We start from the raw sequence: 26,740 nt of genomic DNA, 5'->3' as shown, positions 1-26,740 counted from the left end.
CAAAGGAGGCCGGAATGACCGCCATGACCCAAACAACCGATGCCGCATTCTGGAACGGCGCCGCCCGCAAATACGCGCAAAGCAAGATCAGCGATATGGCGGCTTATGAAACTACGATGACACGCACGCGGGTCCACCTACACGCAACCGACCGAGTGCTTGAGATAGGCTGCGGCACTTCCTCCACCGCGCTTTTGCTGGCGCCGGACGTTGAACATATCACAGCCTCCGACATCTCGTCGGAGATGATCGCAATCGGGAAAGAAAAGGTCTGGGATACGGGCGTTACGAACGTGTCGCCTGTCCAGGGTGTGGTCGGCGATCCGGGCCTTGATGGCCCTTTCGACGCAATCCTCGCCTTTAACCTGCTGCATCTGCTTGCGGAGCCGGAGGCTGCGATCCGGCAGGCTTATGCGCAACTCCCCTCCGGTGGGCGGTTCATTTCCAAGACGCCGTGCATGGCTGGAAAACGTTGGTTCTTAGGCCCGCTCGTTGGCCTGCTGCGCTTGGTTGGCAAAGCCCCGTCTGACGTGCAGTTCTTCAAGGTCAGTGCGTTGGAACGGATGATCACAAAGGCCGGTTTTGAGATTGTGGAAACGGGCGATTACCCGCGCAAAATGCCGTCGCATTTCATCGTCGCCTGCAAACCCTAGGCCCCACGGGTTGACGGCTGCGCGCTTTGGCAGGATGGTCCCTGTTAATGAATTAAGGCGCGCAGCAGGTCCAGCCCATGACGGAACTTCCCGACTATTACTTCCGCATCCGTGAAAACGGCGCGGCAGTTTTTCGGGTGTCGACCGAGAACCGGCAACGCCGGATCGAAATGGATGAAATCGCGGTGGTCAACATCCGCAACGGCAACGTCAAACCCCATGGCGACCATGTCCTCAACGACGAAGAAAGCGCGGTCATCGCGGACTGGATGGAAGAGCGGCGCGCCGTTCTGGCCGAACGCGATATCGACGATATTCACCGCGCTGTAGATTATCTGAACCTGACCACACAATGGGCGCAAAGCCGGGCCAGCGACGAAGATCTGGACGACGTCACAGATCGGCTTTTGCTTGCGATGCATGACCTGCGGTCTGTCCTTGTGCGAAAGAAAGCAGACCGACTAATCGCTCAGAGCGAGGACGCGAAGCAAGCGGACAATTAGGTCGGTCAGCACATGAGGCTTACTCCGTAAATCTTTGATTTCGTGTCACTACTGCGAAATGACCGTCATGCGATAATCGGTGGTTCCGGCGGGCACCTGCATCATCTCCATGCAATTTCCAGGCCCATCGGTCGCCATCCAGACATGGCCGGGATCGGTGGTGAACGCGGAGGCCTGCCCGGGATTGAGCGCTGTGATATCCACGACCGTACCCGCCGGATCAATCCACGTGAGCGCGCGGAATGCGTCCGTGCTGTTAATAAAATTCACCACTTGCGCGGTGCCGGTATCGCGTGAGGCGACGCGGCCAAAGTTGTCGCACGCCAGAAAACCGGGTTGCGGGTCGATGGGTGTGCTTGGACGCCCGCCACTTTCCGGTGTGAGTTGCATGGCCTCGGCACAATCGGCCAGGAACGGCCCAATTGTGTTGGGTCCATTTCCGTCAATTGTCACCCCTGCCCCCGTTTCGGGCCGGTCAAATCGCACGGTCCGGTCGCCCGCAATGACAAGCCAGGCTGGATCAGAGATGTCTGCAATGTACTCCACACCGCCGATGCCGAATTCCACGCCGATCCCTATAACGTTGCTTTGAAGGACCGCGCTCCGCCCGTCGGGAATTTGCACTCGAAGATCGACGGGATCGCCGTTCTGCAAACCCGCAACGTCGGCGGCGATCTGTAACAAGACAAAGGGATCGCCCTGCCCCAGCACGCATTCGCCTGCAATGAGAACGTCATCACTTTCTGGAACGGCATAGGACATGCTGACGATGGTGTTGGCCGGGTCGAATTCATCCACCAGAGTCAGACGGGTCCACGCGTGACCCGAAATGTCCGGGCCAAGCTCTGGCGTCAGCACTTGCGCAACAGGCGTCTCCGGTGCTGGAGGGTAGGCATTCAGTGTCTCGGTCAGATCTCCGCAATCCTGTGCAAAATCAGAGACATAGGATTGGTTCGCGGACAGGTCGAACGGCAATTGAAAATCGGTGAAACCGACAATTCCATAGGTCAGGATGGGCGCGGACGACAGCATGGCCATTTCCGGGCCGTCATGGTCAACAAGAACCTCGAGCCCGCCGGTCGGCTCATTCAGCCCACGCGGAATCAGTGGCCCTTGCAGGGTCAGAACCGTGCCTGCGCCGTCGTTCAATTGAAACGCATATTCATCCTCGGCCAGTGCCGCGACGGGGAAGGCGTCAAACCTGAGGCTCACATTGCCACCGTCGACGAAAGGCAAGCACCGCGCCCAGATCAGACCGCCCGGCAAGCGTCCTTCGGGGGTGTCGGGGCCGAAACCTGCTTGCGTCGCAACAAGGTTCAACTGGGCTGAGTTGGGGTCGATTGGGTAAAGCGCGTCGTAGTACCACGTAAACGCCTCTTGCGCCGTGGCGGGCGAAGAAAGGCAGAGGGCCAAGGGCAAAGCACGGAAAACGGACATTTGGGCAATCTCCAGTCAGTCAAATGCAGCCAGCTTCACGGCTTGGCCGCTTTGAGGCAAGGATTCCCTTAGAGGCGCGTGAAGCGGCTTGCCAGCACCGCGTCCTTGCGCGGGCCGGTGACGCGCCAGACCTGCGTAAAGGCACCTGGCAACGCGAAGTCATAGGTCACGCGGTACAGGTCCGGGTCGCAATGGTGCACGGCCTCAGCCCCTGCATCGGGCAAGGTGTGAAAGGCCCGGCCATCTTCGAATAGCACCTCGATTTCACCGCCGCGGGACCGCCAGAGATACCGGCGCGAGGCTTGCATCGGCGGGGCATCGCCATAGTTCAGCAGCCCGACCTCTTCCTGAACAAGCCCGTCCGCGTCAGGGCGCCAGACGGCCTCCCCCTCCAGCCGCCCGGTGATACCCGCCCGCGCATCCTCGATCACGCGCGACAGGTGCCAGCGCCCTTCCAGATCCGAGAGGGTGATCATTCCACTACGATCCGGCCTTCAAAGCGGTTGCCGAAATCATCCAGAAACACGATTTCATCGGGGTTGGCGCTTTGCACTACGTAGCAATCCCAGGTCGGTGACGGCGGCCAGAGCGAGCAATACTCGTTTCCGCGCACCTCCCACGATCCCCAGCTTGGTTCGCCATGGGTGTAAAGCGTGCGGCCAGAGGCGAAGAAACGCTGCGTCGCACCATTGTCGTAGGTGACGGACCGGTCGGTCAGCACCTCCGCAATCTCATCGCCATTCATCAAGATCCAGTCTTGCGCGTCCGCGGTGCCCGCGACGATCAGCGACAGTGCTACTGTGCCCAGAATTGCCCGCATCGCCTTGTTCCCTTCAAGTGATCCGCCTATCAGACAGCCGAAAGAGCCACGGAAAGGCAAGCCCATGATCCCCCGCTATTCCCGCCCCGAGATGACCGATATCTGGGAACCCGCCACCAAGTTCCGCATCTGGTACGAGATCGAAGCGCATGCCTGCGATGCCATGGCCGATCTGGGCGTGATCCCGCGTGAGAATGCGGAGGCCGTGTGGAAGGCAAAGGACGTCGAATTCGACGTGGCCCGGATTGATGAGATCGAGGCCGTCACCAAGCACGATGTCATCGCCTTTCTGACCCATCTGGCAGAACATGTGGGCAGCGAAGAGGCACGGTTCGTGCATCAGGGGATGACCTCCTCCGACGTGCTCGACACTTGCCTGAACGTGCAGCTGGTCCGAGCAGCAGACATCCTGCTCGCCGATCTGGACCGTGTGCTCGCGGCGCTGAAGACCCGCGCAATGGAGCACAAGAATACGCTGCGGGTTGGACGCTCCCACGGGATCCATGCCGAGCCGACCACGATGGGCCTGACCTTCGCGCGCTTTTATGCCGAGATGGACCGCAACAAGACCCGGATGCAGGCGGCCCGGGCCGAGATCGCCACGGGCGCGATTTCCGGTGCCGTGGGCACCTTCGCCAACATCGACCCGCGCGTTGAAGAGCATGTCTGCGCGCAGCTGGGGCTGGAGCCTGAGCCGATTTCGACGCAGGTGATCCCCCGCGACCGCCACGCCGCCTTTTTTGCAACGCTCGGCGTGATCGCTAGCAGCATCGAAAACATCGCCGTTGAAATCCGCCATATGCAGCGCACCGAAGTGTTGGAAGGGGCGGAGTTCTTCTCAATGGGGCAAAAGGGTTCCTCCGCTATGCCGCACAAGAAGAACCCGGTTCTGACCGAAAACCTCACCGGCCTCGCCCGTCTGGTGCGCATGGCCGTGGTTCCCGCGATGGAAAACGTGGCGCTCTGGCATGAACGCGACATCTCGCATTCCTCGGTCGAGCGGATGATCGGACCCGACGCCACCATCACACTGAATTTCGCGCTGAACCGGCTGGCGGGCGTGGTTGAGAAGATGCTGATCTTCCCCGAGAACATGCTGGAGAACATGAACAAGTTCCCAGGTCTCGTGATGTCACAGCGCGTGCTTCTGGCCCTGACCCAAGCCGGTGTCAGCCGCGAAGATGCCTATGCGATGGTGCAACGCAACGCGCTGAAAGTCTGGGAGGAACGCCTTGATTTTCAAGAGCTTCTTTTGGCCGACACCGAAGTGGTTGCCGCCCTTGGCGAAGACGCGATCCGCGAGAAATTCGACATGGGCTATCACACCAAGCATGTCGATACGATCTTCGCGCGGGTCTTTGGCGAGAGTTGATTTTGACCTAGGGTCAACCCGTGCTAGCTTTTCAGGTGCAAGGATTTGAAACAGGAGCGCGCGATATGACGATCAAGACCCTTCTGACCGCCTCGGTACTGATGCTGGTGCCGATGATGGCGCAAGCCCAATGCATGTGGGACCACGGAAGCCAAGAGGCCGCGATCAGCTGCGCCGACGGCACGACGTGGGATGCTGCGTCGATGACTTGTGTCGCCGTCGCCTCCAGCTAAACGGCAACGCGTTCACTGAGATGAAGGACCGGTGTCAGGGTGACTGCCCTGGTCCTTTTTCGTTAAATTTGAGCAGGCTTTGCCGCTCGCTCTTACGTTCTTTTAACGCGCAGGCCTTAGGCAAGACCCCGGGTTTCGAAATGGGGCGCCTGACATGCAACAGCCTTTTGCCGCGGACAATTCCACCATCGTGCTTGATGGCGAGATCGACAGCGACGTTCGCATGGTCGATGTCACCCCGCGCCGTTTGAGCAAGAAACAGAAGGCCGCCGTGATTGTCCGGCTGCTTCTGGGCCATGGGGTGTCGCTTGGGGTCAGTAAATTACCTCCCGAAGACCAGAACAACCTAGCCCATACAATTGCCGCGCTTGGCAATGTCGACAAACCGACGCTTGCGGAAGTGGTGCAGGAATTCACCCGGCAGATCGACAACCTGGCGCTGAGCTTCCCGCGCGATTTGTCCGAGACGGTCGAGCTGCTGGAACCCTATCTGGCACCGGGTGCCTTGGGTAAATTGCGCGCGGCGGCTGAACGGACCGACACCACCGATCCTTGGGCGCGGATTTCCCGCCAACCGGTGGAGCGGTTGCGCCCATTGCTAAGCAGTGAAAGCGCTGAGGTCTGCTCGGTCCTGCTCTCTAAGCTTGGCGTGGCAAAGGCGGCTGAATTATTGGGGGAGCTTCCGGCTGAACGTTCGGACATTCTTGCCCATTCCATGGCCCTGACGGAGACCATTACGCCCGACTTGGTCGAACGCATCGGTTTGCATCTGGCCGGGGTGCTGGATTCCGCGCCGGTCAACGCGTTTGAAAAGGCCGCCGCCGAACGCGTCGGCGCGATCCTGAACGCCACACCGCAAGAGGCCCGCGACCGTATGCTGGAAGGGCTACAAGCCCGGGATGAGCCGTTTGCAGCCGAAGTGCGCAAATCGATCTTTGCCTTCCCCCACATTCCGGCCCGGGTGGAGCCTGCGGATGTGCCCCTGATCATGCGCAAGGTCGACGGCGATACTGCCGTCACCGCGCTAGCGGCAGGCAAGGGAGCGGCACCGCTGACTGTGGAATTCCTGTTGGAAAACATGTCGAAACGCTTGGCCGAGCAGATGCGCGACGATGCCGATGCGCGCAACGCCCCCAAACCCGAAGAGGGGGAGGCCGCCATGGCCGAAGTGATTGCCTCCATCCGGGAGCTTGAGGCAGAGGGCGAAATCACGTTGCTGCCGCCGGAGGACTAACTACTCCGTCGCTTTGAAGCACGGACCGGTCCAATCAGGGCAACCACCCCCTCGCCCCGGCGGGTCTAAGGCCCTATCTTGGACCTTATGGTTCTGGAATTCACCGAAGCGGGCATTTATTGCCCCGCCGCCGATGCCTATATCGACCCTTGGCGCCCAGTGCCTCGCGCGCTGATCACGCACGGCCATTCCGACCATGCCCGCCCCGGAATGGGGGCCTATATGGCGACCGATGCAGCAGCCCCTGTCATGCGTCACCGCCTTGGCGATATCCGCGTGGAAACAACGCCTTATGGTGTCACGCACCGCATTGGCGATGCAAATATCAGCTTTCATCCAGCGGGCCATGTGCCCGGCTCCGCCCAGATCCGCGTTGAAGTCGGGGGTGAGGTCTGGGTCGCTTCGGGCGACTATAAAGTGATCGACGATGGGTTGAGTGAGCCGTTCGAACCGGTCAAATGCCATGCCTTCATCACTGAAAGCACCTTTGGTCTACCGATCTACGATTGGCCCCATCAAGACGTCCTCGCCCGCGATCTGCACGACTGGTGGCGGCAATGTGTGTCTGACGGCAAGCGTGCGGTTCTGGGTGTTTACGCGCTTGGCAAAGCACAACGCATTCTACGACTGCTAGACCCGTCCATCGGCCCGATCCTGACACATGGCGCGGTCGAGGCCACGAACGACGTGCTGCGCGGTCAGGGGCTTTCTTTGCCTGAAACGGTGCATGTCGTGGATGGCGTCGACGCCAAAAGCCATCCCAATGCCATCGTGCTCGCCCCACCCTCGGCCCTTGGCTCGGCGTGGATGAAACGGTTTGGTGCGGTCTCCACCGGCTTTGCCTCCGGCTGGATGCGCCTTCGTGGGGTCCGACGCCGTCGGGCGGCCGACCGGGGCTTTGTCGTCAGCGATCACGCAGATTGGAAGGGTCTGAACTGGGCCATCGCTCAAACAGGGGCCGAGCGCGTCTTCGTGACCCACGGCTACACCGCACAATTCAGCCAATGGCTTTCCGAGCAAGGCTATGACGCGGGCATCGTCCAGACCGAGTTTGGCGGCGAAGACCTTGATGAAGCTGAGGAAAACGCCGCATGAAAGACCTTGGCGCAATTGATCGTTTCTTTGTGTTCCAAGCTCGCACACTCGAACGCGCCGTCCTGCGGTTTATTGGACCGCAACGCATCTTGCGGGTGCTTTTCGCCATCAGCACGCGTCTTGGCGGTAAGATGCCCTCGGGCATGTTCCCGATCCGCGACAAGCAGGACGGCCTGTGGTTTCGCCCCGATGGGGTGAACCGCGACGCGCCGGTGATCCTCTACATCCACGGCGGCGGTTTCACCATCGGCTCTCCCCGCACACACGCGCCACTGATCGGAGCACTCGCCAAAGCCGCCGGTCTGCGCGCCTACGCGCCACTCTATCGGCTGGCACCGGAACACCCCTTCCCCGCCGCGCGCGAGGATGTCATCGCGGCCTATGAACGGCTGGTCGAGGCAGGAACACCCCCCGTGGCTATAGGCGGCGACAGCGCAGGCGGCTGCCTCGCCCTGTCCGTCCTGCAACATGCGCGCGACACCGGCCTGCCGTTGCCAAAGCGCGCAATCCTGATCGGACCTGTCGCTGATCTTTCCGGTGAGGTGGAGGAACGGTTTGAAGGTGCCAGCAATGAGCTTCTCATTCCCCCGCAATGGCCCGCGCGGATCAAGGATGCCTATCTACCCGGTCTGGACCGAACCAACCCAATCATATCTCCGCTTTTGGGTGATCTGACCGGCCTGCCCCCCACCTTGATCCAGGCAGCCGAAGGGGAGGCTTTGGCCCAAGACAGTGCCCGTATCGTGGACGCGATGGACGATGCCACGCTCGATCTATGGCCCGGGTTGATGCATGTCTGGCACCTTCACGCAGGGCTCATGCCAGTTGCCGATCGCGCCATTGCGGAGCTCGCCCGTTTCATCAAATCCCACACATGAAGGACTTTGCCGCCCTTTTCACTGCGCTGGATCAGACCACAAAAACCAGCGTGAAAACGGCCGCCTTGGCCGATTACTTCGCCACGGCACCCGAAGACGACAAGATATGGACCATCGCGCTCCTGTCGGGTCGCCGTCCCCGCCGGGCGATCACCACGACGAAGCTGCGCGAATGGGCGGCTGAGCGCGCGGGCATTCCGCTTTGGCTGTTTGAGGCTTGCTACCCTGTGGTCGGTGACCTGTCTGAAACCATTGCTCTGGTCCTGCCCGAGCCGAAGGCCCGCATCGAAAAAAGCCTCAGCGGCTGGATCGCCACCCTGCGGGGCCTGGACAATGCGGAAGAAGACGTGCGCAAGGCCACAATCCTCGAGGCGTGGGACGGTCTGCCGCCGATTGAGCGGTTCGTGTTCAACAAGCTCATCACCGGCGGCTGGCGCATGGGCGTCAGCCAAAAGCTGATGACGCGGGCGCTCGCCAAGGCGACGGGCATCGAAGAGGCCGAGCTGACCCACCGCCTGATGGGCGATTGGTCGCCAGACAATGTCAGCTGGGAAAGCCTCATCGAAGCGCCTGATCCCACCGCCGACCTGAGCCGTCCGTATCCATTCTACCTTGCCTATCAGCTGGAGCAGGAACCACATGAACTTGGCGACGTAAGCGACTGGCTGGCAGAGAGAAAATGGGATGGTATTCGTGGTCAGCTTATTCTGCGCGGGGGCGAACGCTACCTCTGGTCTCGTGGTGAAGAGTTGATGACGGACCGCTTCCCGGAATTCGCGCAGCTCGTGGATTTCCTGCCGTCGGGCACTGTCATGGATGGTGAGGTTCTGGCTTACGATCGCGCGGCGGAGGCCCCGCTCAGCTTCAACAAGCTGCAGCCCCGCATCGGGCGTAAAACCGTGCCGAAAAAGCTGTTGGCCGAGGCGCCCTGCATTCTGATGGCATATGACCTGCTCGAATGGCAGGGCGCGGACCTGCGCCAGAGACCATTGGCCGACCGCCGCGCGATCCTTGAGGAGGCCATCACGGCCCTGCCTTCTGACCTACCCCTCCGAATTTCCCCCCGCGTGGATGCAAATGACTGGGATGGATTGGCTGAGGCCCGCGCGATCAGTCGCGATATCGGCGCGGAAGGGTTGATGCTCAAGCGTCTCAACGCGCCTTACCTCGCCGGCCGCAAGAAGGGCGATTGGTGGAAGTGGAAGGTCGATCCGCTGACCATCGACGCAGTGATGATCTATGCGCAGGCAGGCTCTGGCAGGCGGGCGACGCTTTACACCGATTTCACCTTCGCGGTCTGGAACGGCAATGATTTGGTGCCCTTCACTAAGGCCTATTCCGGCCTGACAGATAAGGAATTCCGCGAGATCACCGCTTGGGTCCGCAAGAACACCACTGATCGTTTCGGGCCGGTGCGTGCCGTCAAACCGCACCATGTCTTTGAAATCGCCTTTGAGGGCATTCAGGCCAGCCCCCGCCATAAATCCGGCGTCGCGCTTCGCTTTCCCCGCATGGCCCGCTGGCGCAAGGACAAGCCTTTGCAGGAGGCCAACACGCTCGACGATCTGAACCAGATGCTCGCGCAATATGGCTGAGCCCGCGCAAAAATTGCCGCGCGAAGGGTCCCTCGCGCGGCGGATGATGATTGAAATGGATCAGGTGTTGGATCAGCGGAAGCTGTAGGACGCGCCCCAGCTGCCATAAGGCTGCGATGGGATCCCGTTGCGGTGTGCGCTGCCATAGCTGGACCGTCCACCGCTGACCGTGATTGAAACGCGGCCACCCGTCGAACGAGGCATGACACCCGCATGGGCAGCGGCCACGCAGATCGCGCTATCGGACGTGTAGACGCCGTCGCCCCAGATCGTCGACGGGGTGTTGCCGATGGGCGGGCAAACGAAGGAATGGACCGAGCCCGCCTGCCCCGCGATGCCAAGATCGATCAGGTTGGTGCTCGCGCCGATGACGGGGGCCGGTTGGACGAACTCCGCCCCCACAATCCGAAAGCTGCGCGGCCACTGGCCATAGCTTTGCGACGTCACGCCATTCCAGGTTGCGCCATTGAAAGACGAACGGCCTTGGTTGATCTCAACAACCACGCGGCCACCATTGTGGAAATTGATGTGGCCTGCATGAACAGCTGCCGTACAGATCGAACTGTCAGAGGTGTAATCACCTGCGCCCCAGATCGTGTGGGCCGCCCCGCCGGGCGTGCAAAGATGCGTGATGCGGCCACCATGGGAATTCAGGTTCAAGCTATCCGGGGACGCGGCCCAAGCGGCCTGCGGGATCGGTGGCGAGTCGGCCAGTGCAGCGCCTGCACCAAGGGTCAGGGTCGCAAGGGTGGCAGTGGTAAGAAGGGCAGTTTTAATCATTGGTTTGTCTTTCGTAATGCAATGTCCCGGCTTGCGCCGGGCTGAAGGGGTTTCGAGTGCGACCGCGTTATCTGCGGTATGACCAAACCCTACAAAGCACCCCCTGCCCGAACACTGGGGGAGATTACCCATATCGCTGCTTGGGATGTCGGTCGCCCACCGGGCCTGCAAATTCTGCGCCAAAATGCTATACTACAGCTCCCGAACCCCTGACCTGGAGGATTTGGAAGATGCTTCAAAGCGATATCACTCAATACGCCCATGCCCTGTACGCCGCACATGGCGACAAGGCCGAAGCCGAAGCTGCCCAAAAGGCCCGCGATGCGCAGAATACTGCCGAGAGCCGGAAGTGGGATAAGATCCGCCTGCACATCAAGGAAATGCGCGGCGCAAAACAGACCTGAAGAGATGGCCCCGGCAATGCTGCGCCGGGGCCTGACTATGCCTTACTGGAAGGCGTAGCTGCGATCCCATGACGGGTAGTCTGTGGACGTGACACCGTTGCGCGCCGAACCGGTATAGGCGGGCTGATTTCCCAGAACCAAAACCGTCACAACGCCGCCCGCATCTGTGTCCAACAATCCGCGATGCACGGCCGCGACGCAAATCGGGCTGTCCGAGGTATAGACATCCGTGCCCCAGATCGTGGCATTCGCATTCCCGCCCGGCGGGCAGAGGAAGCTGTGCAACGCACCGGCATCGTCGCCCATCCCGGCAGCATCAAGGCTGGTGCTCCAGTCAATCGGCGTGTGCGAAGGCGCGCCGGCAAGTGGCTCGGCCCCGGTGATCTGGAAGCTTGACCCCCAGGTTCCGTAGTCAGACGAGGTCACGCCGTTCTGCTCAGTCCCCTGATAGGCATCCATGCCCGCAACCTGGCGGAAGCTGACGGTCCCGCCCTCCGCCTGAGTGATCCAGCCGAAATGGACTGCAGCCGTGCAGATTGAGCTGTCGGAGGTATAGGTCCCCGTGCCCCAAACCGCGCCGGACACGCCGCCAGCGGCGCATTCAACGCTGCCCGTTGAGCCGGGCGCATCTGCCCCCAGCGTGATCAGGTTCGCCCCCCAATCGGCAAATGCGGGTGCAGTGAGGCAGGCCAATGCGGCCAATGAGGTACTGAAATGTTTCAAAATCATGGGAAATGAGCCTTTCAATCGACAGCAACCCCGTTCGATTACACGAACCCAAGCGGGCGCAATCTCACGGCAAAGGGAAGACGCATAAGCCGCGCCTATTGCCGTTTCATGCGCAATAGCCTGCATCAATCAAATGTCGCGGGGCAAGCCTTATCGGCGCGGATCAGGCGACATCACTGACGGCGACAGGGCGGCCGCCGGAGGCCCATGCGCGCGCCGCCTCGCCAAAGGCCGCAAAAAGCGGGCGCGACACCGGATCATCCGCCGCGCGATATTCCGGATGCCATTGCACCGCCAGCGTAAAGCCGGGCGCATCGGCAATGTAGATCGCCTCGGGCGTCCCATCCGGCGCATGGCCATCAATCACAACGCGCGGCCCGGGCACCTTGATCCCCTGCCCATGCAGCGTGTTTGTCATCACCGTTTGCGCACCCATCAGCCGGTGAAACGGTCCATTCTCACCAAACGTCACTTCATGGCGCAGGGCGAATTTCTCCTCGATCGTGCCATCGGGCGGCATGCGGTGGTTCATGCGCCCCGGCAGGTCGCGGATTTCGGGGTAGAGGGAGCCACCCATCGCGACGTTGACCTCTTGGAAGCCGCGGCAGACGCCCAAAAACGGCTGCCCCCGCTCAACACAGGCCCGCACCAGCGAAAGCGCCACCGCATCGCGGTTGCGGTCCATCATGCCATGGGCGTCTGTGTAATCTTCACCGTACTCCTCGGGGTGTACATTGGGCCGTCCACCGGTCAGCAAAAAGCCATCGCAGACCTCAAGCAGATGATCCACGTCCACAAAGCGCGGATCAGAGGGGATGATCATCGGCAATCCGTCTGACACCTCGGCCACGGCCTCAGAATTCATGGTGCCGCCCGCATGGGTCGGATACTCATCATTGATGAGATAATGATTTCCGATAATTCCGATAACGGGGCGGGGCATGGTTCTTCCAATAATGCAGTTGGAACCTTACCTAACCCTCAAGCGCACGAAGGAAAAGGCGTGGCCGCGCGCAGGTCGCGGCGCATTTGCGCACATGACGCGAAAATGGGCATTCAAATGGTCTACCGCCTCAACGATCCTGACTTTCTGGCCAATCCGGCGCCGATGCTGGCCCAAATGCGGGCCGAGGGGCCGCTGGTCCGGGTCAAAATCCCGATTGTGGGTCAGATCTGGATGACAACCAGCGATGCAGGCGCGCGGACCCTTCTGAAAAACCCCGATCTCTTCCGGCGTGATCCGGGGCCGATCACCGGCAAACCGCTGGCCAAGCGGTTTTGGTGGATGCCGGGCTTCTTCAAGCCGCTGCTTGATACAATGATCGTGATGGACGATCCCGCCCACCGCCAGATGCGCCGCTTGGTAGAACTGGCCTTTGCCCGCGCCACGATCGAAGACCTGCGCCCGCAATTGACGTCACTGGCGGAGCGACTGCTCGACGAAACGCCATCCGGCCAAGTCGATATCGTCAAACACTACACCCGCCCCCTGCCCTTTCTTGCGATCTGCACCCTTCTGGGCATCCCGGAAGATCGGCAGGCGGCACTGACCCGCCGCATCGCGCCGCTCAGTTCCGTGACGAACCCGCTCAAGGCGATCTACGCCGTTCTCCGCCTACGCGGAGTGCTGGCAGACTTTCGAGAGATGTTTGCGCAAGCCCGCGCGGCGCCCGGCCCAGGGCTGATTTCCGCTCTGGTGCACGCGGAGGACGACGGACAAAGACTGACCGAAGATCAACTGCTCTCAATGGTGCTGCTGCTGTTTCTCGCAGGCCATGAGACCACTGTACACCTCATCAATGCGGCTATTGTCGGTCTGGCGAGCGACCCTGAACTACGGGCCCACTTCGAGGCCAACCCGGACACGCGCCACCTTCTGATCGAAGAATTCGTGCGCCACGTCTCGCCCGTGATGACCACGAAGATGATGTTTGCAGCGGAAGATACCGATATCCTCGGCGCCCCGCTCAAGAAGGGTGAGATGGTGGCCCCCCTGCTATTGGCCGCCAACCACGATCCGGCCCGCTTCGAAGCGCCGGACACCTTTATGCCCGACCGCAAACCAAATGCGCATCTTGGCTTCGGCTTCGGCCCGCATGTCTGCCTCGGTATGCAATTGGCACGGATTGAGGCCAGCATCGCGCTCGACCGCCTTTTCGCGCGCCATCCCGACCTACAATTGGCAGAAACACCGAGCTACCTGCGCCGCCCCGGCCTGCGCGCGCCAGCTTCCGTCAAGCTCATCCTCTAGGCCCGCGCACGTTCATCCTGCCAGAAAAACCTCGGGGGAGGCTGTCCGCCTGCGGACAGACGGGGGCAGCGCCCCCCCGGGCTTGCACCTTCAGGCCGACGCCTCAAATCCCGCAGCCTCAATGCCCGCGACGGCGGCCTCGGCATCATTGTCGGACGTGTCGCCTGTCACACCAACAGCGCCCTGCACAACGCCATCCCGCATTACCAGCACGCCACCCGGCACAGGTACAACTTTGCCGCCGTAGACCCCGTTCACAGCGGCCATGAAATAGGCCTGCGCCTCGGCTCGGGCCATCTGGGCGCTGCCGGGCATTCCCAGCATCACGGCACCATAGGCCTTGCCTTGCGCAATCTCGAACCGCCCCGGGGCCGCGCCATCTTCGCGCTCGAACGCGAGGACATGGCCGCCTGCATCCAACACAACAACCGATAACGGCTTGAGGTCCATTTCGCGGCCTTTGGCGCGGGCTGTGGAAATGATGGCGCGGGCTTGGTCGAGTGTGATCATAGCCGGTTCTCCTTGGTGCCAGACTGCTTTGCCCCCTTCTCTCGCACGCTGCCCCTCTGTGCAACGCAAGCGCAGATGAAACTTTCCGCGCAAGCGGCCCGTGACTACACTGACCCCAATAGATGGAGCGTTCATGTCCGCCACTGCATCCACGATGAGAATTCGCCTTCCGCACCGGAGGACCGTGCTGAAGTGGCTGCATTGGGGGATCATCCCCTTTTTCATCTGGTTCCTGTTCGCAGACCCCGATGCCTTGCGGCGCATGGGGCCGGGTTGGTTCCAACTCCATTCCATAAACGGGCTGATCTTTGTGACACTGGCGCTGATCTGGACAGGCTCACATTTGCAAAAGGGCCTCGCCTCCCGCCCGGGTCCGAAATTGCCGCCCGTCGCGCGCCGGGTTCATCCAATTCTGCACAAGGTCTTGATCTGGGGCCTGTTTCTGGTGGCCCCTGGCGGGTTTGGCCTTGGCCTGACCTCTGCCGTTGTGCTTCATGCCGGAGGGTTCTTGCCCATCGCCCCGCCCCTGAACCTGCCGCAAGCCCACGCCATCGTCTCATGGCTCCACATTTACCAGTTCTATGCCCTTGCCCTGATCGTGCTGGCCCATGCCGCCTTTCACATCTGGCGACATGTCAGTTTGCGCGACAATGCTTTGCGCATCATGGCCCCGCGCGCTCTGCATCGGTTCCTCTAACCCGCAAACATCCGGTTTTCCTTGCTTGAGTTACGCGGCCAGTCGCGAAATGGTGACTGCACCCTTCATTCGCGCAAAAGACCCCTTCCATGACCGATACCTTTGACCAAGAGCCTGAGACCGCCCGCCCCGAAGACGAACACCGCTTTCCCTGCTCCAACTGTGGCTCGGACATGCGCTATGCGCCGACCGAGGGCAAAATGGTTTGTGACCATTGCGGCAACGAGGAAGCGATCGAAGTGCCTCCCGATCAAGGTGGCGAAGGTCTAGTTGAGAATGATTTTGAGGCCGCTCTGCGCGGCCAGATGGACAATGTGGAGATCGAGGAAACCCGCGTCTCCCAATGCCCGTCCTGCGGCGCGCAGGTTCAATTCGATGCCGATGTGCACAGCCAGGATTGCCCGTTTTGCGCCACGCCTGTTGTTACAGACACCGGCACCCACCGCCATATCAAGCCAAAGGGCCTCGTGCCGTTCCAGCTTGAGGAACGCGAGGCGCACAAAGCCATGGAAGATTGGCTTGGCCGCCTCTGGTTCGCACCCAACGGCCTGAAGGAATATGCCCGTCAGGGGCGTGAATTGAACGGCATCTACGTCCCTTACTGGACCTATGACGCGGACACAGACACCAATTACCGCGGCCAGCGCGGCACAGCATACTACGTCACCGTCAACGGCCCCGATGGCAAACCACGCCAGGAACGTCGCATCCGCTGGACTCGCGTCTCGGGCCGCGTGAGCCGGTTCTTCGACGACATCCTCGTTCTGGCCTCGAAATCCCTGCCCAAGCGCTACACCGATGCGCTGGCCCCTTGGGATCTGTCCGGCCTTGCCGAGTATCGCCCCGAATTTCTGTCCGGTTTCCGGGCCGAGGGCTACACGGTCGAACTCGACGAAGGCATGGTGGAGGCACGCCAGATCATGGATGCGCAGATTCAGCGCGACATTCGCCGCGACATTGGCGGAGACGCACAGCGGATCGATGCGATGAACACCCATGTCGATAAGACCACCTTCAAGCACATCCTGCTGCCGGTCTGGATCGCGGCCTACAAATATCGCGGCAAATCCTACCGCTTCGTGGTCAACGCCCAATCCGGCAAGGTGCAGGGGGAGCGGCCTTGGAGTGCGATCAAGATTGCCATCGCCGTTGTGGCTGCGATCGCCATCGGTGCAGCGGTGTTCTACGGGCTTGAGGTGATGGACCGCTGATCGGGCCTCTCCGCAGCCGAGCCGCCGTTTCCCGACTTCCCTCCTCGCCGCGTTACCGCTAACAAGGCGCGCGACTGAGGGAGGTCCACAATGATCCTATGCGCCGGTGAAGCCCTGATCGACATGCTGCCCCGCCAGACGGAGGCAGGCGAAGCCGCCTTTGCGCCCTATCCCGGCGGATCGGTCTTCAACACCGCCGTGGCCTTGGCCCGCCTTGGCCAAACGGTAGAATTCTTCACTGGCCTCTCCACTGACCTCTTCGGCGAACGGCTGGCAGGCGTCATGATGGCCAATGGCGTTGGCTCGGCGCTCGCCCACCGCTCAGACCGGCCCACGACCTTGGCCTTTGTGACGCTGACTGACGGCCAGGCCAGCTATGCCTTCTATGATGAGAACACCGCCGGGCGGATGCTGACCGCATCGGACCTGCCCGCGATCCCGGAAGCCGCGAAGGCTTGCTTCTTTGGCGGCATCTCGCTTGCCGTGGAACCCTGTGCAGAAGCCTATGCTGAGATGGCCGAACGCGCGAGCCAGGGCCATGTCGTGATGATGGACCCCAACATTCGTCCCAGCTTCATCAAGGATGAGGCCCGCTTCCGTGCCCGGATGGACCGGATGCTGGCGGCTTGTGACGTCATCAAGGCCTCGGATGAGGATCTGCACTGGCTGTTGGGCGATCACGGCATTCCAATGCTGGCCGAACAGATGCTGGCCAAGGGTCCGGCCCTTGTGCTGGTGACCCAAGGCGGCGACGGGGTGACGGCGTATTTTGAAGGCGGCGAGGTTCATGTCGACGCGCACATGGTCGAGGTTGTCGACACAGTCGGTGCCGGTGACACATTCAACGGCGGCGTTCTGGCGGGCCTCGCACAGGCAGGCGCGCTCGATAAAGGCATGATCCGCAAGGGTTTGACCGAAGAGACGCTGCGCGAGGCGATGACCCTTGGCGTCAAAGCCGCCGCCATCACCGTAAGCCGCGCGGGTGCAAACCCGCCGCGTCTGGACGAGCTTGCATGAGGGCGCTGATCCAACGCGTCACCGAGGCGAAGGTTGAGGTTGCGGGGGAATTAATCGGCCAAACCGGCCCCGGCCTGTTGGTTCTGATCTGCGCGATGCAGGGCGATACGGAGGCCGAGGGCGACAAACTCGCCGCCAAGATCTCCAAGCTGCGCATCTTCAAGGACGATCACGGCAAGATGAACCGCTCATTGGTGGATGTGGGCGGCTCTGCGCTGGTTGTCAGCCAATTCACTCTGGCCGGCGATACCTCCCGCGGCAATCGCCCGGGCTTCTCGAACGCCGCACCGCCAGCAGACGGTGAGCGTTTGTATCTGCATTTCGCAGAAGCCCTTCGCGGGCTCGGCATCCCGGTGGAGACCGGTCAGTTCGGCGCGGACATGGCGGTCAGCCTCGTCAATGATGGCCCCGTCACTCTTTGGATGGACACCGCAGCGTAACGGAATGCCGCACATTCCGTGTGGATTTCGCGGAAATCCGCTCCACGCATTTTGCACAATAATTGGGCATCCTCCCTCCAAGCCACTGCGATTTCACCTGAAATCACTGGCCCTTTCGCTCAGAACCTCGTCTGTTAGCGTTGAGGGCGGGAGGATACATGACCGACAACAGCCGATTTTTCGACGAAATGACCGCCGGGCAACCGGACCCACGCGCGCCCTACGGCGCATACTCGACCTGGTTCAACGGCGAAGATCTCAAGGATCTGCGCAAGAAATCCAGCGACGCGGAAAGCTTCTTTCGCCGGACAGGCATCACCTTCAACGTCTATGGCCAGGCCGAGGCCGATGAACGCCTGATCCCGTTCGATATCGTGCCTCGCATTATCTCGGCCCGTGAATGGGCGAAGCTGACCAAAGGCATCGAACAGCGCGTCCGCGCGATCAATGCGTTCCTCTATGACATCTATCACCGCCAAGAGATCTTGCGCGCTGGCCGTGTCCCGCGCGAGTTGATCGACCAGAATGAGGCATTCCTGCCCCAGATGATCGGCGTCTCGCCCCCCGGTGGCGTCTACACCCATATCGCCGGCACCGATCTGGTGCGCACAGGCGAGGACGAGTTTTTTGTGCTGGAGGATAACGCCCGCACCCCTTCCGGCGTCAGCTACATGCTGGAGAACCGCGAAACGATGCTCCAGATGTTCCCGGAGCTGTTCAGCCGCATCAAGGTACAACCCGTCGGCACCTACCCGACCAGCCTGCGCCGCTCGCTCGCTGCCTGCTCACCTGTTGCCTGCGAGGGTGAATGCACGGTGGCGGTGCTGACACCCGGCATCCACAACTCCGCCTATTTCGAACACGCCTTCCTTGCCGATCAGATGGGTGTGGAATTGGTCGAAGGCCATGATCTGCGCGTTGTTGACGGGCGCATCGCGATGCGCACGACCGAAGGCTACAAGGCGATCGACGTGCTATACCGACGCGTCGATGATGATTTCCTCGATCCGCTGAACTTCAACCCGGACTCCATGCTTGGCGTGCCGGGCATCATGGATGTCTACCGCGCGGGCGGGATCACGATTGCAAATGCGCCCGGCACCGGCATCTCCGACGACAAGGCGATCTATAGCTACATGCCTGATATCGTGGAGTTCTACACCGGCGAAAAAGCGATCCTGCAAAACGTGCCAACCCATCGCTGTTCCGAGCCAGAGGCGCTGAAATACGTCCTCGACAACCTCGCCGATCTGGTCGTGAAAGAGGTTCATGGGTCTGGCGGATACGGGATGCTTGTGGGCCCGGCAGCCTCCAAGAAGGAGATCGAGGCGTTCCGCAAAAAGCTAGAGGCCAAGCCCTCGAACTACATCGCTCAGCCCACCTTGGCGCTGTCGACGTGCCCTATCCTCACGGCCAAGGGCCTCGCCCCGCGCCACGTCGATCTGCGGCCATTCGTGTTGATGTCCCCCGACAAGATCACGCTAACGCCCGGTGGGCTCACCCGCGTGGCACTGAAGGAAGGCAGCCTTGTGGTGAACTCCTCCCAGGGCGGCGGCACCAAGGACACTTGGGTGTTGGAGGAGTGACGCAATGCTAGGCAAAACCGCAGGCGGCCTCTTCTGGCTCTTCCGCTATCTCGAACGCTCGGAAAACACCGCGCGCCTGATCGAAACTGGCTTTCGCATCGCTCTGACCCGGCCCGCTGGATCGGATGATGAATGGCACTCCGTCCTGCAAACCGCGGCCGTGGATCAGCTTTACGCGGCCAAACACGGCGATGTGGAGCAGGCCAAGGCCATCGACTTCCTTCTGCGCGACAAGGACAATCCGTCCTCCGTCCTCTCGGCCATTGCCAATGCGCGCCAGAATGCGCGGCTGACCCGAACCGCGCTCACCCGTGAGGTGTGGGAGGCGATTAACGACGCCTATATGGGCCTGAAAGAAACCCTCGCCCGTCCCGTCGCACCCAAACATCTGCCCGAGGTCCTGAACAGCATCCGCCAGCACTCCGCCCTCGTGCGCGGCGCCATGCACGGCACCATGCTGCGCAATGATATCTTCGATTTCTGCCGCCTTGGCACCTTCCTTGAACGCGCCGACAACACGGCCCGCATCCTTGATGTGAAATACTACGTCCTGCTGCCGTCGGTTACGCAGATCGGCTCAAACCTCGACAACGTGCAGTGGGAAACGATCCTGCGGTCCGTGGCTGGGGCCCGTGCGTACCGCTGGCTGACGCAAGGCGACATCACCCCCAAAGGCATTGCGGATTTCCTCATCTTCGACGGACGCATGCCGCGCAGCTTACGCTTTTCCGTCCGCAAGATCGGCTCAAACCTCAGTTATCTTGAGGAAAGCTATGGCCAGCGCTACGCCTGCCACGATCAGATCGACGTGCTCCAGGCGCGCCTGCAACACGGCACCATCGACGATGTGTTCGAAGACGGGCTCCATGAATTCCTGACTGAGTTCCTGAGCGATCTAGGCCGGATCGGTGGCCAGATCGAACAAGATTTCAGGTTCCTCGGATGACGGCCATGAAACTTTCCATCCAGCACACCACCACCTACCGCTTCGCCGCCCCCGCCACCTACGGGCTGCAACAACTGCGCCTGACGCCCAAGAACCATAACGGCCAATCCGTAGGATCGTGGCAGATGGCCGTGCAAGGCGGCAAGGTTGAGACCAGCTTCACAGATCAGCACCGCAACGAAGTGACCCTTGTCTCGCTGTCGCCCGGCGCAACGGATGTGACGATCACCTGCCAAGGCAATGTCGAGACCGCCGACAATGCCGGTTTGATCGGCAAACATGCGGGCTTCGCGCCGTTGTGGTTTTACCAACGGTCCACCGACCTGACCAGTGCGGGGCAAGGTGTCCGCGCCTTGATCAAAGGCCTCCGTGAAGATGTGGACGAAGACGTGGCCCGTCTGCACGCCCTTTCGGCTCGCATCCTCAGCGCCGTGCCGTATGAGATTGGCCGCACCCAGGCCGGCACAACCGCTGAGCAAGCGCTGACAACAAGCGCAGGCGTTTGTCAGGATCACACCCATATCTTCCTGGCCGCCGCCCGCGCCCTTGGACACCCGGCACGCTACGTGTCGGGCTACCTGATGATGAATGACCGCGTGCATCAGGACGCCAGCCATGCTTGGGCAGAGGCCCATGTGACCGGCCTAGGCTGGGTCGGCTTCGACATCTCCAACGGCATCTCACCCGACCCGCGCTACGTCCGCGTGGCCACTGGGCTGGACTATGCGGAGGCCGCACCGATCTCGGGCCTTCATTACGGCGCGGAAGGGGAAGCCATGGCCGTCGACATTCAGGTGGCACAGCAGTAAACCAACGTTAAGCAAGCGGTGCTATAGACACCGCAACGGGATCTGGGGGATCGGGCCGTGACCTATTGCGTCGGGATGAAGTTGAACCGCGGGCTGGTGTTCATGTCGGACACCCGCACCAATGCAGGCGTCGATAATATCAGCGTTTTCAAGAAGATGTTCCAGTGGGAGGTTCCGGGCGAACGCTCCATCACCCTGATGACGGCGGGAAATCTGGCAACAACGCAGGCCGTGGTCAGCCTGCTGAATGAGCGCGCCCTACCGGCTGAAGAACGCGGCACGCTCTCGATCGTTGAAGCGCCTTCCATGTTTCAGGTCGCCAAGCTGGTGGGTGAGACGCTGCGCGAAGTGATTTCCCAGCAATCCGGGCTGGAAGGCCCGCAAGCCGACAGCCCATTCGGCGCGACCCTGATCCTTGGCGGACAGGTCAAGGGCGGTGAGCCGCGCCTGTTCCTGATCTATCCTGAGGGTAATTTCGTCGAGGCCTGCGATGACACGCCGTTCTTCCAGATTGGTGAGACAAAATATGGCAAGCCCATCCTCGTGCGCGCCTACGACCCTGAGATGCGCTTTGAAGAGGCCGTCAAACTCCTCCTGCTGAGCTTCGATTCCACCATCAAGGCGAATTTGAGCGTCGGGATGCCCTTTGATCTGCACCTCTATGCGACTGAGAGCTTCCGTCACGGACCTGTCCGCCGCATCGAAGCGGATGATGCATTTTTTGCCGAAATTTCATCGGGTTGGGGCGAAAAGTTGAGAGAGGCGTTCGATACCCTCCCGGACTATTCCCTCGACTAGGGATTACACCCCGGTCGCCTACCGCGTCGCATCGTAGGCGTGGATCCATCGGTAACGGTTCGCAACGACATGCGGCGCGTAGCGTGAGGCAAGGCGCAGCGCCGAATGCGCTGCAAAGCGCAGGGGACCGGGCCGCAAGTGGTAATTCGTGGCATTGTCATTGGCCGCCTCGATCACCTGCAAGGCGCGCGGTTTGCGCAAGCCTGCATAAGCGGCCAGCGCTTTACTGGTCTCTGCCTCGTCCGAAAGACAGCGCGCCAGCACAAATGCATCCTCCAGTGCAAGATTGGCCCCTTGGGCTAGGAACGGAAGGGTGGGATGAGCGGCATCGCCCAGAAGCGCGAGGTTGTCCGAATGCCAGATCTTCGCTACCGGGTGCCGGAACAGGCCCCAGAGGTTTGGGGCTTGAACATCGGCCAGCAAGTCTCTGATCTCCGGGCAGAAATCGGTGAACGCCGCGCGCAAGTTCTTTGGGTCATCTAGGTGCGCCCAATCCTCAACCGCCCATTGGTCACGCTCTTCCACGGCCACGATATTGGTCAACACGCCGCCGCGCAGCGGGTAACGGACAAGATGGCGGCCCGGGCCCATGAACACATGCGCCTCAGGCGGCAGATCGCGGCCCGGAAGGGTGGCACGCCACGCGACCTGGCCCGTGAAGAACGGTTTGGAGCGTGGGTTAAAGGCGCGGCGTGCGGCGGAATTCAGGCCATCAGCGGCCAGCGTCAGGCCATGATCCTCAGTGCCGCCGTCTGCGAAAGTGAGCCTGTTGACCGCGCCATCGACCTCTACTTCGGCCACCTGGGCATTCAGCCGGATCTCCACCCCCGCATCCAGACAGGCATGGTGCAGCACGTCGATCAGGTCAGCCCGGTGCACAAGGTGGAACGGGCCGGTCAACGGCATCGCAAACACTTCGGTGCCCCGCCGGAAATCCCGCAGGCGCACGGCGGTTGAGCGGATGGATTGCGCGGAAAGGGCCTCCGCCACGCCGAGCGCCTTTAGAACCACCCATCCGTTTGGCGAGACCTGAATGCCTGCCCCCACCTCAGCAATTTCAGCGGCCTGCTCCAGCACGGTAACAGCCGCGCCTCCCTGTGCGCAGGCCAAGGCCACGGCCAAGCCACCGACCCCGCCGCCAATCACCGTAATGGGTTTGCCGATCAACACGCACCTGCCTCCAAAGAAAAAGGGCACCCGTTGGATGCCCCTTCCGTCTGTGATCCGCCAAGCGGTCAGTCGTCGCGGTGAACCTTTTCGCGGCGCTCGTGGCGCTCTTGCGCTTCAAGGCTCATCGTGGCGATCGGGCGCGCATCAAGCCGCTTGAGGCTGATCGGCTCGCCGGTCACTTCGCAATAGCCGTATTCGCCTTCCTCCACGCGGCGCAGCGCCTGGTCAATCTTGGCGATCAGCTTGCGTTGGCGGTCGCGGGTACGCAACTCAAGCGCGCGGTCCGTTTCTTCCGAGGCGCGGTCTGCGACGTCAGGAATGTTGCGCGTTCCGTCTTGCAGGGTCGACACCGTCGAGCGGCTCTCATCCAGCAAATCGTTTTTCCAAGTCAGCAGCTTACGACGAAAATACTCCAGCTGCTTGTCATTCATAAATGGTTCATCTTCGGCCGGGCGATAGTCATCCGGCAGGAAAATCTCTGCTTTCATCGTGCTCCCCTCAGAGAGGCTGGTGTCATTCATGGAATCTCGCCTCTTTGCCAAGTCCATACAGCCCTTGGGCGTCCGATTACACGGGCGACGCGGCTTTGTCACGGGCAGAAAAGCAAGATTCCACTTTCACGTGAAATGAATTTCCGTTGATCAGCTTTTGCGTGCTTTTAGGGCCCAAATCACGTTGCAAACGGGCGACTTGCCTTTCCCGGACACAACCCATACCCGTCTGCAAAGCCGTTCTTTCACAGGGAAAAGCCATGCAGTTTCAGGGCACCGAGGATTATGTCGCCACCGACGATCTGACCGTTGCGGTAAATGCCGCCGTCACACTCGAACGCCCGCTTCTGGTGAAGGGAGAGCCCGGCACGGGCAAGACGGAACTGGCCCGCCAAGTCTCCCAATCGCTTGGCCTGCCGATCATCGAATGGCACATCAAATCGACCACCCGTGCGCAGCAAGGGCTTTACGAATATGACGCCGTCTCGCGCCTGCGGGACAGCCAGTTGGGCGAAGAACGCGTCCATGACGTCAAGAACTACATCCGCAAGGGCAAGCTCTGGCAGGCCTTTGAGGCCGAGGGCAAATGCGTTCTGTTGATTGATGAGATCGACAAAGCCGACATCGAATTCCCAAACGACCTTCTGCAGGAACTCGATCGGATGGAGTTCTTCGTTTACGAGACGGGAGAGACGATCAAAGCCAATATCCGGCCCATCGTCATCATCACGTCCAATAACGAAAAGGAACTGCCCGACGCCTTCCTGCGGCGCTGTTTCTTCCACTATATTCGCTTTCCCGATGCAGACGTGATGCGCAAGATCGTCGAAGTGCACCACCCCGGCATCAAGCAAGACCTGCTCACCACGGCCCTCACGCAATTCTACGAGATCCGCGAACAGCAGGGGCTGAAGAAAAAGCCCTCCACCTCGGAAGTGCTGGATTGGTTGAAACTCCTTCTGGCCGAGGACCTCAGCCCGGAGGATTTGCGACGCGACGGGGCCAATGCCTTGCCGAAACTGCACGGCGCGCTGCTGAAGAACGAACAGGATGTGGCGCTGTTTGAACGGTTGGCCTTCATGGCGCGCGGTCAGCGCTAAGGCGGGTCTTTGCCGATGCCCATGGCGCGCGCGCCACAGACGGCGGGACAAATGTGAACCGCCCCTACCGCGCTGCCCGATTCCTGCCATAATTGCGCGGCAGGTTCATTTTTCGACACCCACGCCGCACCCGAAGGTAAGGTAGCAAGCCACTTGACCAAAGCGTTCGACATTCGCCCCCTCGGGCGGCGGGATCGGCCCGATTGGGGCGTGCTCTGGCGCGGTTACCTCGACTTTTATGCCGCCGATATCGACCCCGCCCACGATGATCTGCTGTTTGACCGCCTGCTTGATCCGGCGCGCGCCAACATGCAGGGCTGGGTCGCCGAGGATGCCGAAGGGCTGATCGGTCTGGTCCATATCATCGTGCACGCCCATACGTGGCGCGAGGCCGATGTCACCTACCTGCAAGACCTCTTCGCCCTGCCCCGCGCCCGCGGCACAGGGGTGGGCCGCGCCCTGATCGAGACGGTCTATGCCGATGCCGACGCGGCAGGCCGCCCGACGGTATACTGGATGACACGGCAATCCAACACCACCGCACGCACGCTTTACGACCGCGTCGCGCAGCCCACTGATTTCATGAAATACTCCCGAGCGTGAGGCGCATCCTTGTTCCGTAAATTGTCCCGCCTGATCCCTGTTGCTGCCCTTGTGCTCGCCGCCTGCGCACCCACCACGGGCGCCGATGTGGCCGAACGGCGCGTTGCAGCGCTGCCAGAAGCGCTGCCGCCGATGAACACGTTTGGGCAGGCCCGCGCACAGGCGCCCTCCCGCTCCAATTCCTCCATCGCCGCTGATTTCCTCGACCTCAGCTTTCAGATGGAATCCGGTCGCCTGATCGAACGGATGAGCCGCTTTGAAGGCCCCGTCACGGTGGCCATCACCGGCTCCGTCCCCGCCTCGATGAGCGCGGATCTTGACCAGCTTCTCGCGCGCCTCCGGTCAGAGGCCGGAATTTCCATCACCCGCGTCTCCTCCGACGCCTCCATAACCATTGAAACCATGCCCCGTGCCCGGATGCAGCGGGTTGTCCCGCAGGCGGCGTGCTTCGTCGTTCCACGCGTGAGCTCGTGGGCTGAATTCCGGCGCAACCGCTCGGGCGGGACACTGGATTGGACGACACTCGACACCCGCGAACGGGTAGCCGTCTTCATCCCGTCCGATGTCGCTCCGCAAGAGATGCGCGATTGCCTGCACGAGGAAATCGCCCAAGCACTTGGACCGCTTAACGACCTCTACCGCCTCTCCGATAGCGTCTTCAACGACGACAATTTTAACGCCGTGCTCACCGGCTTCGACATGCTCATCCTAAGGGCCTACTACGATGATGAGCTTCAATCGGGCCTCACACGCGGCGAGGTCGCCGCCCGCCTGCCCGGCATCCTGTCGCGGCTGAACCCGCGCGGCGGCTCCGCTCAGGGCGGTGGGCGCGGATCACAAACCCCGCGCCCGTGGATATCTGCCATCGAAACAGCACTTGGGCCGGGATCGTCTGACAACGCGCGCATTGCCGCGGCAGAACGGGCCGTGCGGCTGGCGCGCAACCAGAACTGGAACGACACGCGCACAGCTTTCGCGTATTTCGCGCTGGGTCGCCTGACGCTCAGCCGTGATGTGGAAGCCTCGATTCAAGCGTTCCAGCAAGCCTCCGTCCTGTTTGACCGGGTCGCACCCGGCGGCATTCAGTCGGCCCATGTCGATATGCAACTGGCCGCATTCGCCCTTTCCGCCGGTCAGGTGGACGAGGCGCTGACGCTAACGGCACGTGCCATGCCCGCCGCAACACGCGCCCAGAATGCCTCGCTTCTGTCGACGCTGATGATGATCCGCGCCGAAGCGCTGGAGGATGCAGGCCGCCCATCCGAGGCCCGCTCCGTCCGCCTCGACTCCCTTGCTTGGGGTCGATATGGCTTCGGCGGTCAGTCCGCCGTTGGCGCGCGCCTGACCGAAGTGGCGGCTTTGTCGCCGGGGCAATAAA

Annotated in this window: 30 protein-coding genes; 21 read left to right on the top strand and 9 right to left on the bottom strand. The window is 61.4% G+C overall.

All coding sequences use genetic code 11. The annotated features are described in order from the left end of the window. The first annotated feature begins 14 nt into the window (after positions 1-14). Positions 15-653 carry a class I SAM-dependent methyltransferase gene (locus V8J81_RS05270; protein ID WP_368474700.1) on the top strand — a complete coding sequence of 213 codons (639 nt, stop codon included), beginning with the start codon at positions 15-17 and terminating at the stop codon, positions 651-653. Between the two features lie 77 nt (positions 654-730). Further along, a complete protein-coding gene (locus tag V8J81_RS05265; protein ID WP_368474699.1) occupies positions 731-1,156 on the top strand; it encodes a hypothetical protein in 426 nt (141 codons plus the stop codon). A 48-nt stretch (positions 1,157-1,204) separates the two neighbouring features. Here the strand turns inward: V8J81_RS05265 and V8J81_RS05260 are convergent, their stop codons facing one another. The 3 genes from V8J81_RS05260 to V8J81_RS05250 all read right to left on the bottom strand — a co-directional run bounded on the left by V8J81_RS05260 (position 1,205) and on the right by V8J81_RS05250 (position 3,413). Next, on the bottom strand, positions 1,205-2,593 hold the full coding sequence (locus tag V8J81_RS05260) for a hypothetical protein (RefSeq protein WP_368474698.1): 1,389 nt from the start codon (positions 2,591-2,593) through the stop codon (positions 1,205-1,207). Between the two features lie 68 nt (positions 2,594-2,661). After that, entirely contained in the window at positions 2,662-3,069 is a 408-nt protein-coding gene (locus V8J81_RS05255; protein ID WP_368474697.1) for a DUF6314 family protein, read from the bottom strand. Next, the gene (locus V8J81_RS05250; protein ID WP_368474696.1) at positions 3,066-3,413 is read right to left on the bottom strand and encodes a hypothetical protein; all 348 of its coding nucleotides are present in this window, start codon (positions 3,411-3,413) and stop codon (positions 3,066-3,068) included. Before V8J81_RS05250 ends, V8J81_RS05255 begins: the two co-directional genes overlap by 4 nt. Before the next feature lie 64 nt (positions 3,414-3,477). On the opposite strand from V8J81_RS05250, the gene purB reads away from it, so the two are divergent. From purB to V8J81_RS05220, 6 genes are all read left to right on the top strand, one after another. Further along, positions 3,478-4,785: an adenylosuccinate lyase gene (gene purB / locus V8J81_RS05245; RefSeq protein ID WP_368474695.1), complete on the top strand. Its 1,308-nt coding sequence runs from the start codon at positions 3,478-3,480 to the stop codon at positions 4,783-4,785. A gap of 65 nt (positions 4,786-4,850) precedes the next feature. Continuing rightward, the gene (locus V8J81_RS05240) at positions 4,851-5,018 is read left to right on the top strand and encodes an adenylosuccinate lyase (RefSeq protein ID WP_368474694.1); all 168 of its coding nucleotides are present in this window, start codon (positions 4,851-4,853) and stop codon (positions 5,016-5,018) included. Positions 5,019-5,172: 154 nt separating this feature from the next. Continuing rightward, the gene (locus V8J81_RS05235; protein ID WP_368474693.1) at positions 5,173-6,252 is read left to right on the top strand and encodes a FliG C-terminal domain-containing protein; all 1,080 of its coding nucleotides are present in this window, start codon (positions 5,173-5,175) and stop codon (positions 6,250-6,252) included. Positions 6,253-6,339: 87 nt separating this feature from the next. Beyond that, the gene (locus tag V8J81_RS05230) at positions 6,340-7,347 is read left to right on the top strand and encodes a ligase-associated DNA damage response exonuclease (RefSeq protein WP_368474692.1); all 1,008 of its coding nucleotides are present in this window, start codon (positions 6,340-6,342) and stop codon (positions 7,345-7,347) included. Beyond that, positions 7,344-8,225 carry an alpha/beta hydrolase gene (locus V8J81_RS05225; protein ID WP_368474691.1) on the top strand — a complete coding sequence of 294 codons (882 nt, stop codon included), beginning with the start codon at positions 7,344-7,346 and terminating at the stop codon, positions 8,223-8,225. The genes V8J81_RS05230 and V8J81_RS05225 overlap by 4 nt, the downstream gene beginning before the upstream one ends. Then, a complete protein-coding gene (locus V8J81_RS05220; protein ID WP_368474690.1) occupies positions 8,222-9,820 on the top strand; it encodes an ATP-dependent DNA ligase in 1,599 nt (532 codons plus the stop codon). The genes V8J81_RS05225 and V8J81_RS05220 overlap by 4 nt, the downstream gene beginning before the upstream one ends. A gap of 72 nt (positions 9,821-9,892) precedes the next feature. Here V8J81_RS05220 and V8J81_RS05215 read toward each other — a convergent pair whose 3' ends face one another. Further along, the gene (locus V8J81_RS05215; RefSeq protein ID WP_368474689.1) at positions 9,893-10,600 is read right to left on the bottom strand and encodes an LCCL domain-containing protein; all 708 of its coding nucleotides are present in this window, start codon (positions 10,598-10,600) and stop codon (positions 9,893-9,895) included. 230 nt (positions 10,601-10,830) lie between these two features. Here V8J81_RS05215 and V8J81_RS05210 point away from each other — a divergent pair, with 230 nt between their 5' ends. Beyond that, positions 10,831-11,004: a hypothetical protein gene (locus V8J81_RS05210; RefSeq protein WP_368474688.1), complete on the top strand. Its 174-nt coding sequence runs from the start codon at positions 10,831-10,833 to the stop codon at positions 11,002-11,004. Positions 11,005-11,046: 42 nt separating this feature from the next. On the opposite strand, the gene V8J81_RS05205 is transcribed toward V8J81_RS05210, so the two are convergent. Further along, positions 11,047-11,733 carry an LCCL domain-containing protein gene (locus V8J81_RS05205; protein ID WP_368474687.1) on the bottom strand — a complete coding sequence of 229 codons (687 nt, stop codon included), beginning with the start codon at positions 11,731-11,733 and terminating at the stop codon, positions 11,047-11,049. Between the two features lie 163 nt (positions 11,734-11,896). Next, positions 11,897-12,676 carry a gamma-glutamyl-gamma-aminobutyrate hydrolase family protein gene (locus V8J81_RS05200; protein WP_368474686.1) on the bottom strand — a complete coding sequence of 260 codons (780 nt, stop codon included), beginning with the start codon at positions 12,674-12,676 and terminating at the stop codon, positions 11,897-11,899. Between the two features lie 105 nt (positions 12,677-12,781). On the opposite strand from V8J81_RS05200, the gene V8J81_RS05195 reads away from it, so the two are divergent. Beyond that, a complete protein-coding gene (locus V8J81_RS05195) occupies positions 12,782-13,984 on the top strand; it encodes a cytochrome P450 (protein ID WP_368474685.1) in 1,203 nt (400 codons plus the stop codon). A 90-nt stretch (positions 13,985-14,074) separates the two neighbouring features. On the opposite strand, the gene V8J81_RS05190 is transcribed toward V8J81_RS05195, so the two are convergent. Then, on the bottom strand, positions 14,075-14,494 hold the full coding sequence (locus tag V8J81_RS05190; protein WP_368474684.1) for a GlcG/HbpS family heme-binding protein: 420 nt from the start codon (positions 14,492-14,494) through the stop codon (positions 14,075-14,077). 184 nt (positions 14,495-14,678) lie between these two features. Here V8J81_RS05190 and V8J81_RS05185 point away from each other — a divergent pair, with 184 nt between their 5' ends. From V8J81_RS05185 to V8J81_RS05150, 8 genes are all read left to right on the top strand, one after another. Further along, on the top strand, positions 14,679-15,191 hold the full coding sequence (locus V8J81_RS05185) for a cytochrome B (protein WP_368474683.1): 513 nt from the start codon (positions 14,679-14,681) through the stop codon (positions 15,189-15,191). An 89-nt stretch (positions 15,192-15,280) separates the two neighbouring features. Next, entirely contained in the window at positions 15,281-16,402 is a 1,122-nt protein-coding gene (locus V8J81_RS05180) for a TFIIB-type zinc finger domain-containing protein (protein WP_368474682.1), read from the top strand. A gap of 90 nt (positions 16,403-16,492) precedes the next feature. Next, positions 16,493-17,419: a carbohydrate kinase family protein gene (locus V8J81_RS05175; protein ID WP_368474681.1), complete on the top strand. Its 927-nt coding sequence runs from the start codon at positions 16,493-16,495 to the stop codon at positions 17,417-17,419. Next, positions 17,416-17,859 (top strand): D-aminoacyl-tRNA deacylase, encoded by a 444-nt coding sequence (gene dtd, locus V8J81_RS05170; protein ID WP_368474680.1) that lies wholly within the window; start codon positions 17,416-17,418, stop codon positions 17,857-17,859. The genes V8J81_RS05175 and dtd overlap by 4 nt, the downstream gene beginning before the upstream one ends. 158 nt (positions 17,860-18,017) lie before the next feature. Continuing rightward, entirely contained in the window at positions 18,018-19,445 is a 1,428-nt protein-coding gene (locus tag V8J81_RS05165) for a circularly permuted type 2 ATP-grasp protein (protein WP_368474679.1), read from the top strand. Between the two features lie 4 nt (positions 19,446-19,449). After that, a complete protein-coding gene (locus V8J81_RS05160; protein WP_368474678.1) occupies positions 19,450-20,391 on the top strand; it encodes an alpha-E domain-containing protein in 942 nt (313 codons plus the stop codon). A 5-nt stretch (positions 20,392-20,396) separates the two neighbouring features. Then, positions 20,397-21,200, top strand: a complete 804-nt coding sequence (locus tag V8J81_RS05155) for a transglutaminase family protein (protein ID WP_368474677.1) — start codon at positions 20,397-20,399, stop codon at positions 21,198-21,200. A gap of 57 nt (positions 21,201-21,257) precedes the next feature. Continuing rightward, positions 21,258-21,998 (top strand): proteasome-type protease, encoded by a 741-nt coding sequence (locus V8J81_RS05150; RefSeq protein ID WP_368474676.1) that lies wholly within the window; start codon positions 21,258-21,260, stop codon positions 21,996-21,998. A gap of 18 nt (positions 21,999-22,016) precedes the next feature. On the opposite strand, the gene V8J81_RS05145 is transcribed toward V8J81_RS05150, so the two are convergent. After that, positions 22,017-23,168: an FAD-dependent monooxygenase gene (locus tag V8J81_RS05145; RefSeq protein WP_368474675.1), complete on the bottom strand. Its 1,152-nt coding sequence runs from the start codon at positions 23,166-23,168 to the stop codon at positions 22,017-22,019. A gap of 65 nt (positions 23,169-23,233) precedes the next feature. Next, positions 23,234-23,689 (bottom strand): RNA polymerase-binding protein DksA, encoded by a 456-nt coding sequence (gene dksA, locus V8J81_RS05140; RefSeq protein WP_368474674.1) that lies wholly within the window; start codon positions 23,687-23,689, stop codon positions 23,234-23,236. 230 nt (positions 23,690-23,919) lie between these two features. On the opposite strand from dksA, the gene V8J81_RS05135 reads away from it, so the two are divergent. From V8J81_RS05135 to V8J81_RS05125, 3 genes are all read left to right on the top strand, one after another. Continuing rightward, positions 23,920-24,759 carry an AAA family ATPase gene (locus V8J81_RS05135; RefSeq protein WP_368474673.1) on the top strand — a complete coding sequence of 280 codons (840 nt, stop codon included), beginning with the start codon at positions 23,920-23,922 and terminating at the stop codon, positions 24,757-24,759. Between the two features lie 153 nt (positions 24,760-24,912). Then, a complete protein-coding gene (locus V8J81_RS05130; RefSeq protein ID WP_368474672.1) occupies positions 24,913-25,362 on the top strand; it encodes a GNAT family N-acetyltransferase in 450 nt (149 codons plus the stop codon). 9 nt (positions 25,363-25,371) lie between these two features. Then, positions 25,372-26,739: a DUF2927 domain-containing protein gene (locus tag V8J81_RS05125; protein WP_368474671.1), complete on the top strand. Its 1,368-nt coding sequence runs from the start codon at positions 25,372-25,374 to the stop codon at positions 26,737-26,739. The last annotated feature ends 1 nt before the right edge of the window (position 26,740 follow it).

Source organism: Gymnodinialimonas sp. 202GB13-11 (assembly GCF_040932485.1).
GTDB lineage: Bacteria > Pseudomonadota > Alphaproteobacteria > Rhodobacterales > Rhodobacteraceae > Gymnodinialimonas > Gymnodinialimonas hymeniacidonis.
The sequence above is the reverse complement of the archived record's forward strand: the minus strand, read 5'-3'. Positions and strand labels throughout refer to the sequence as shown.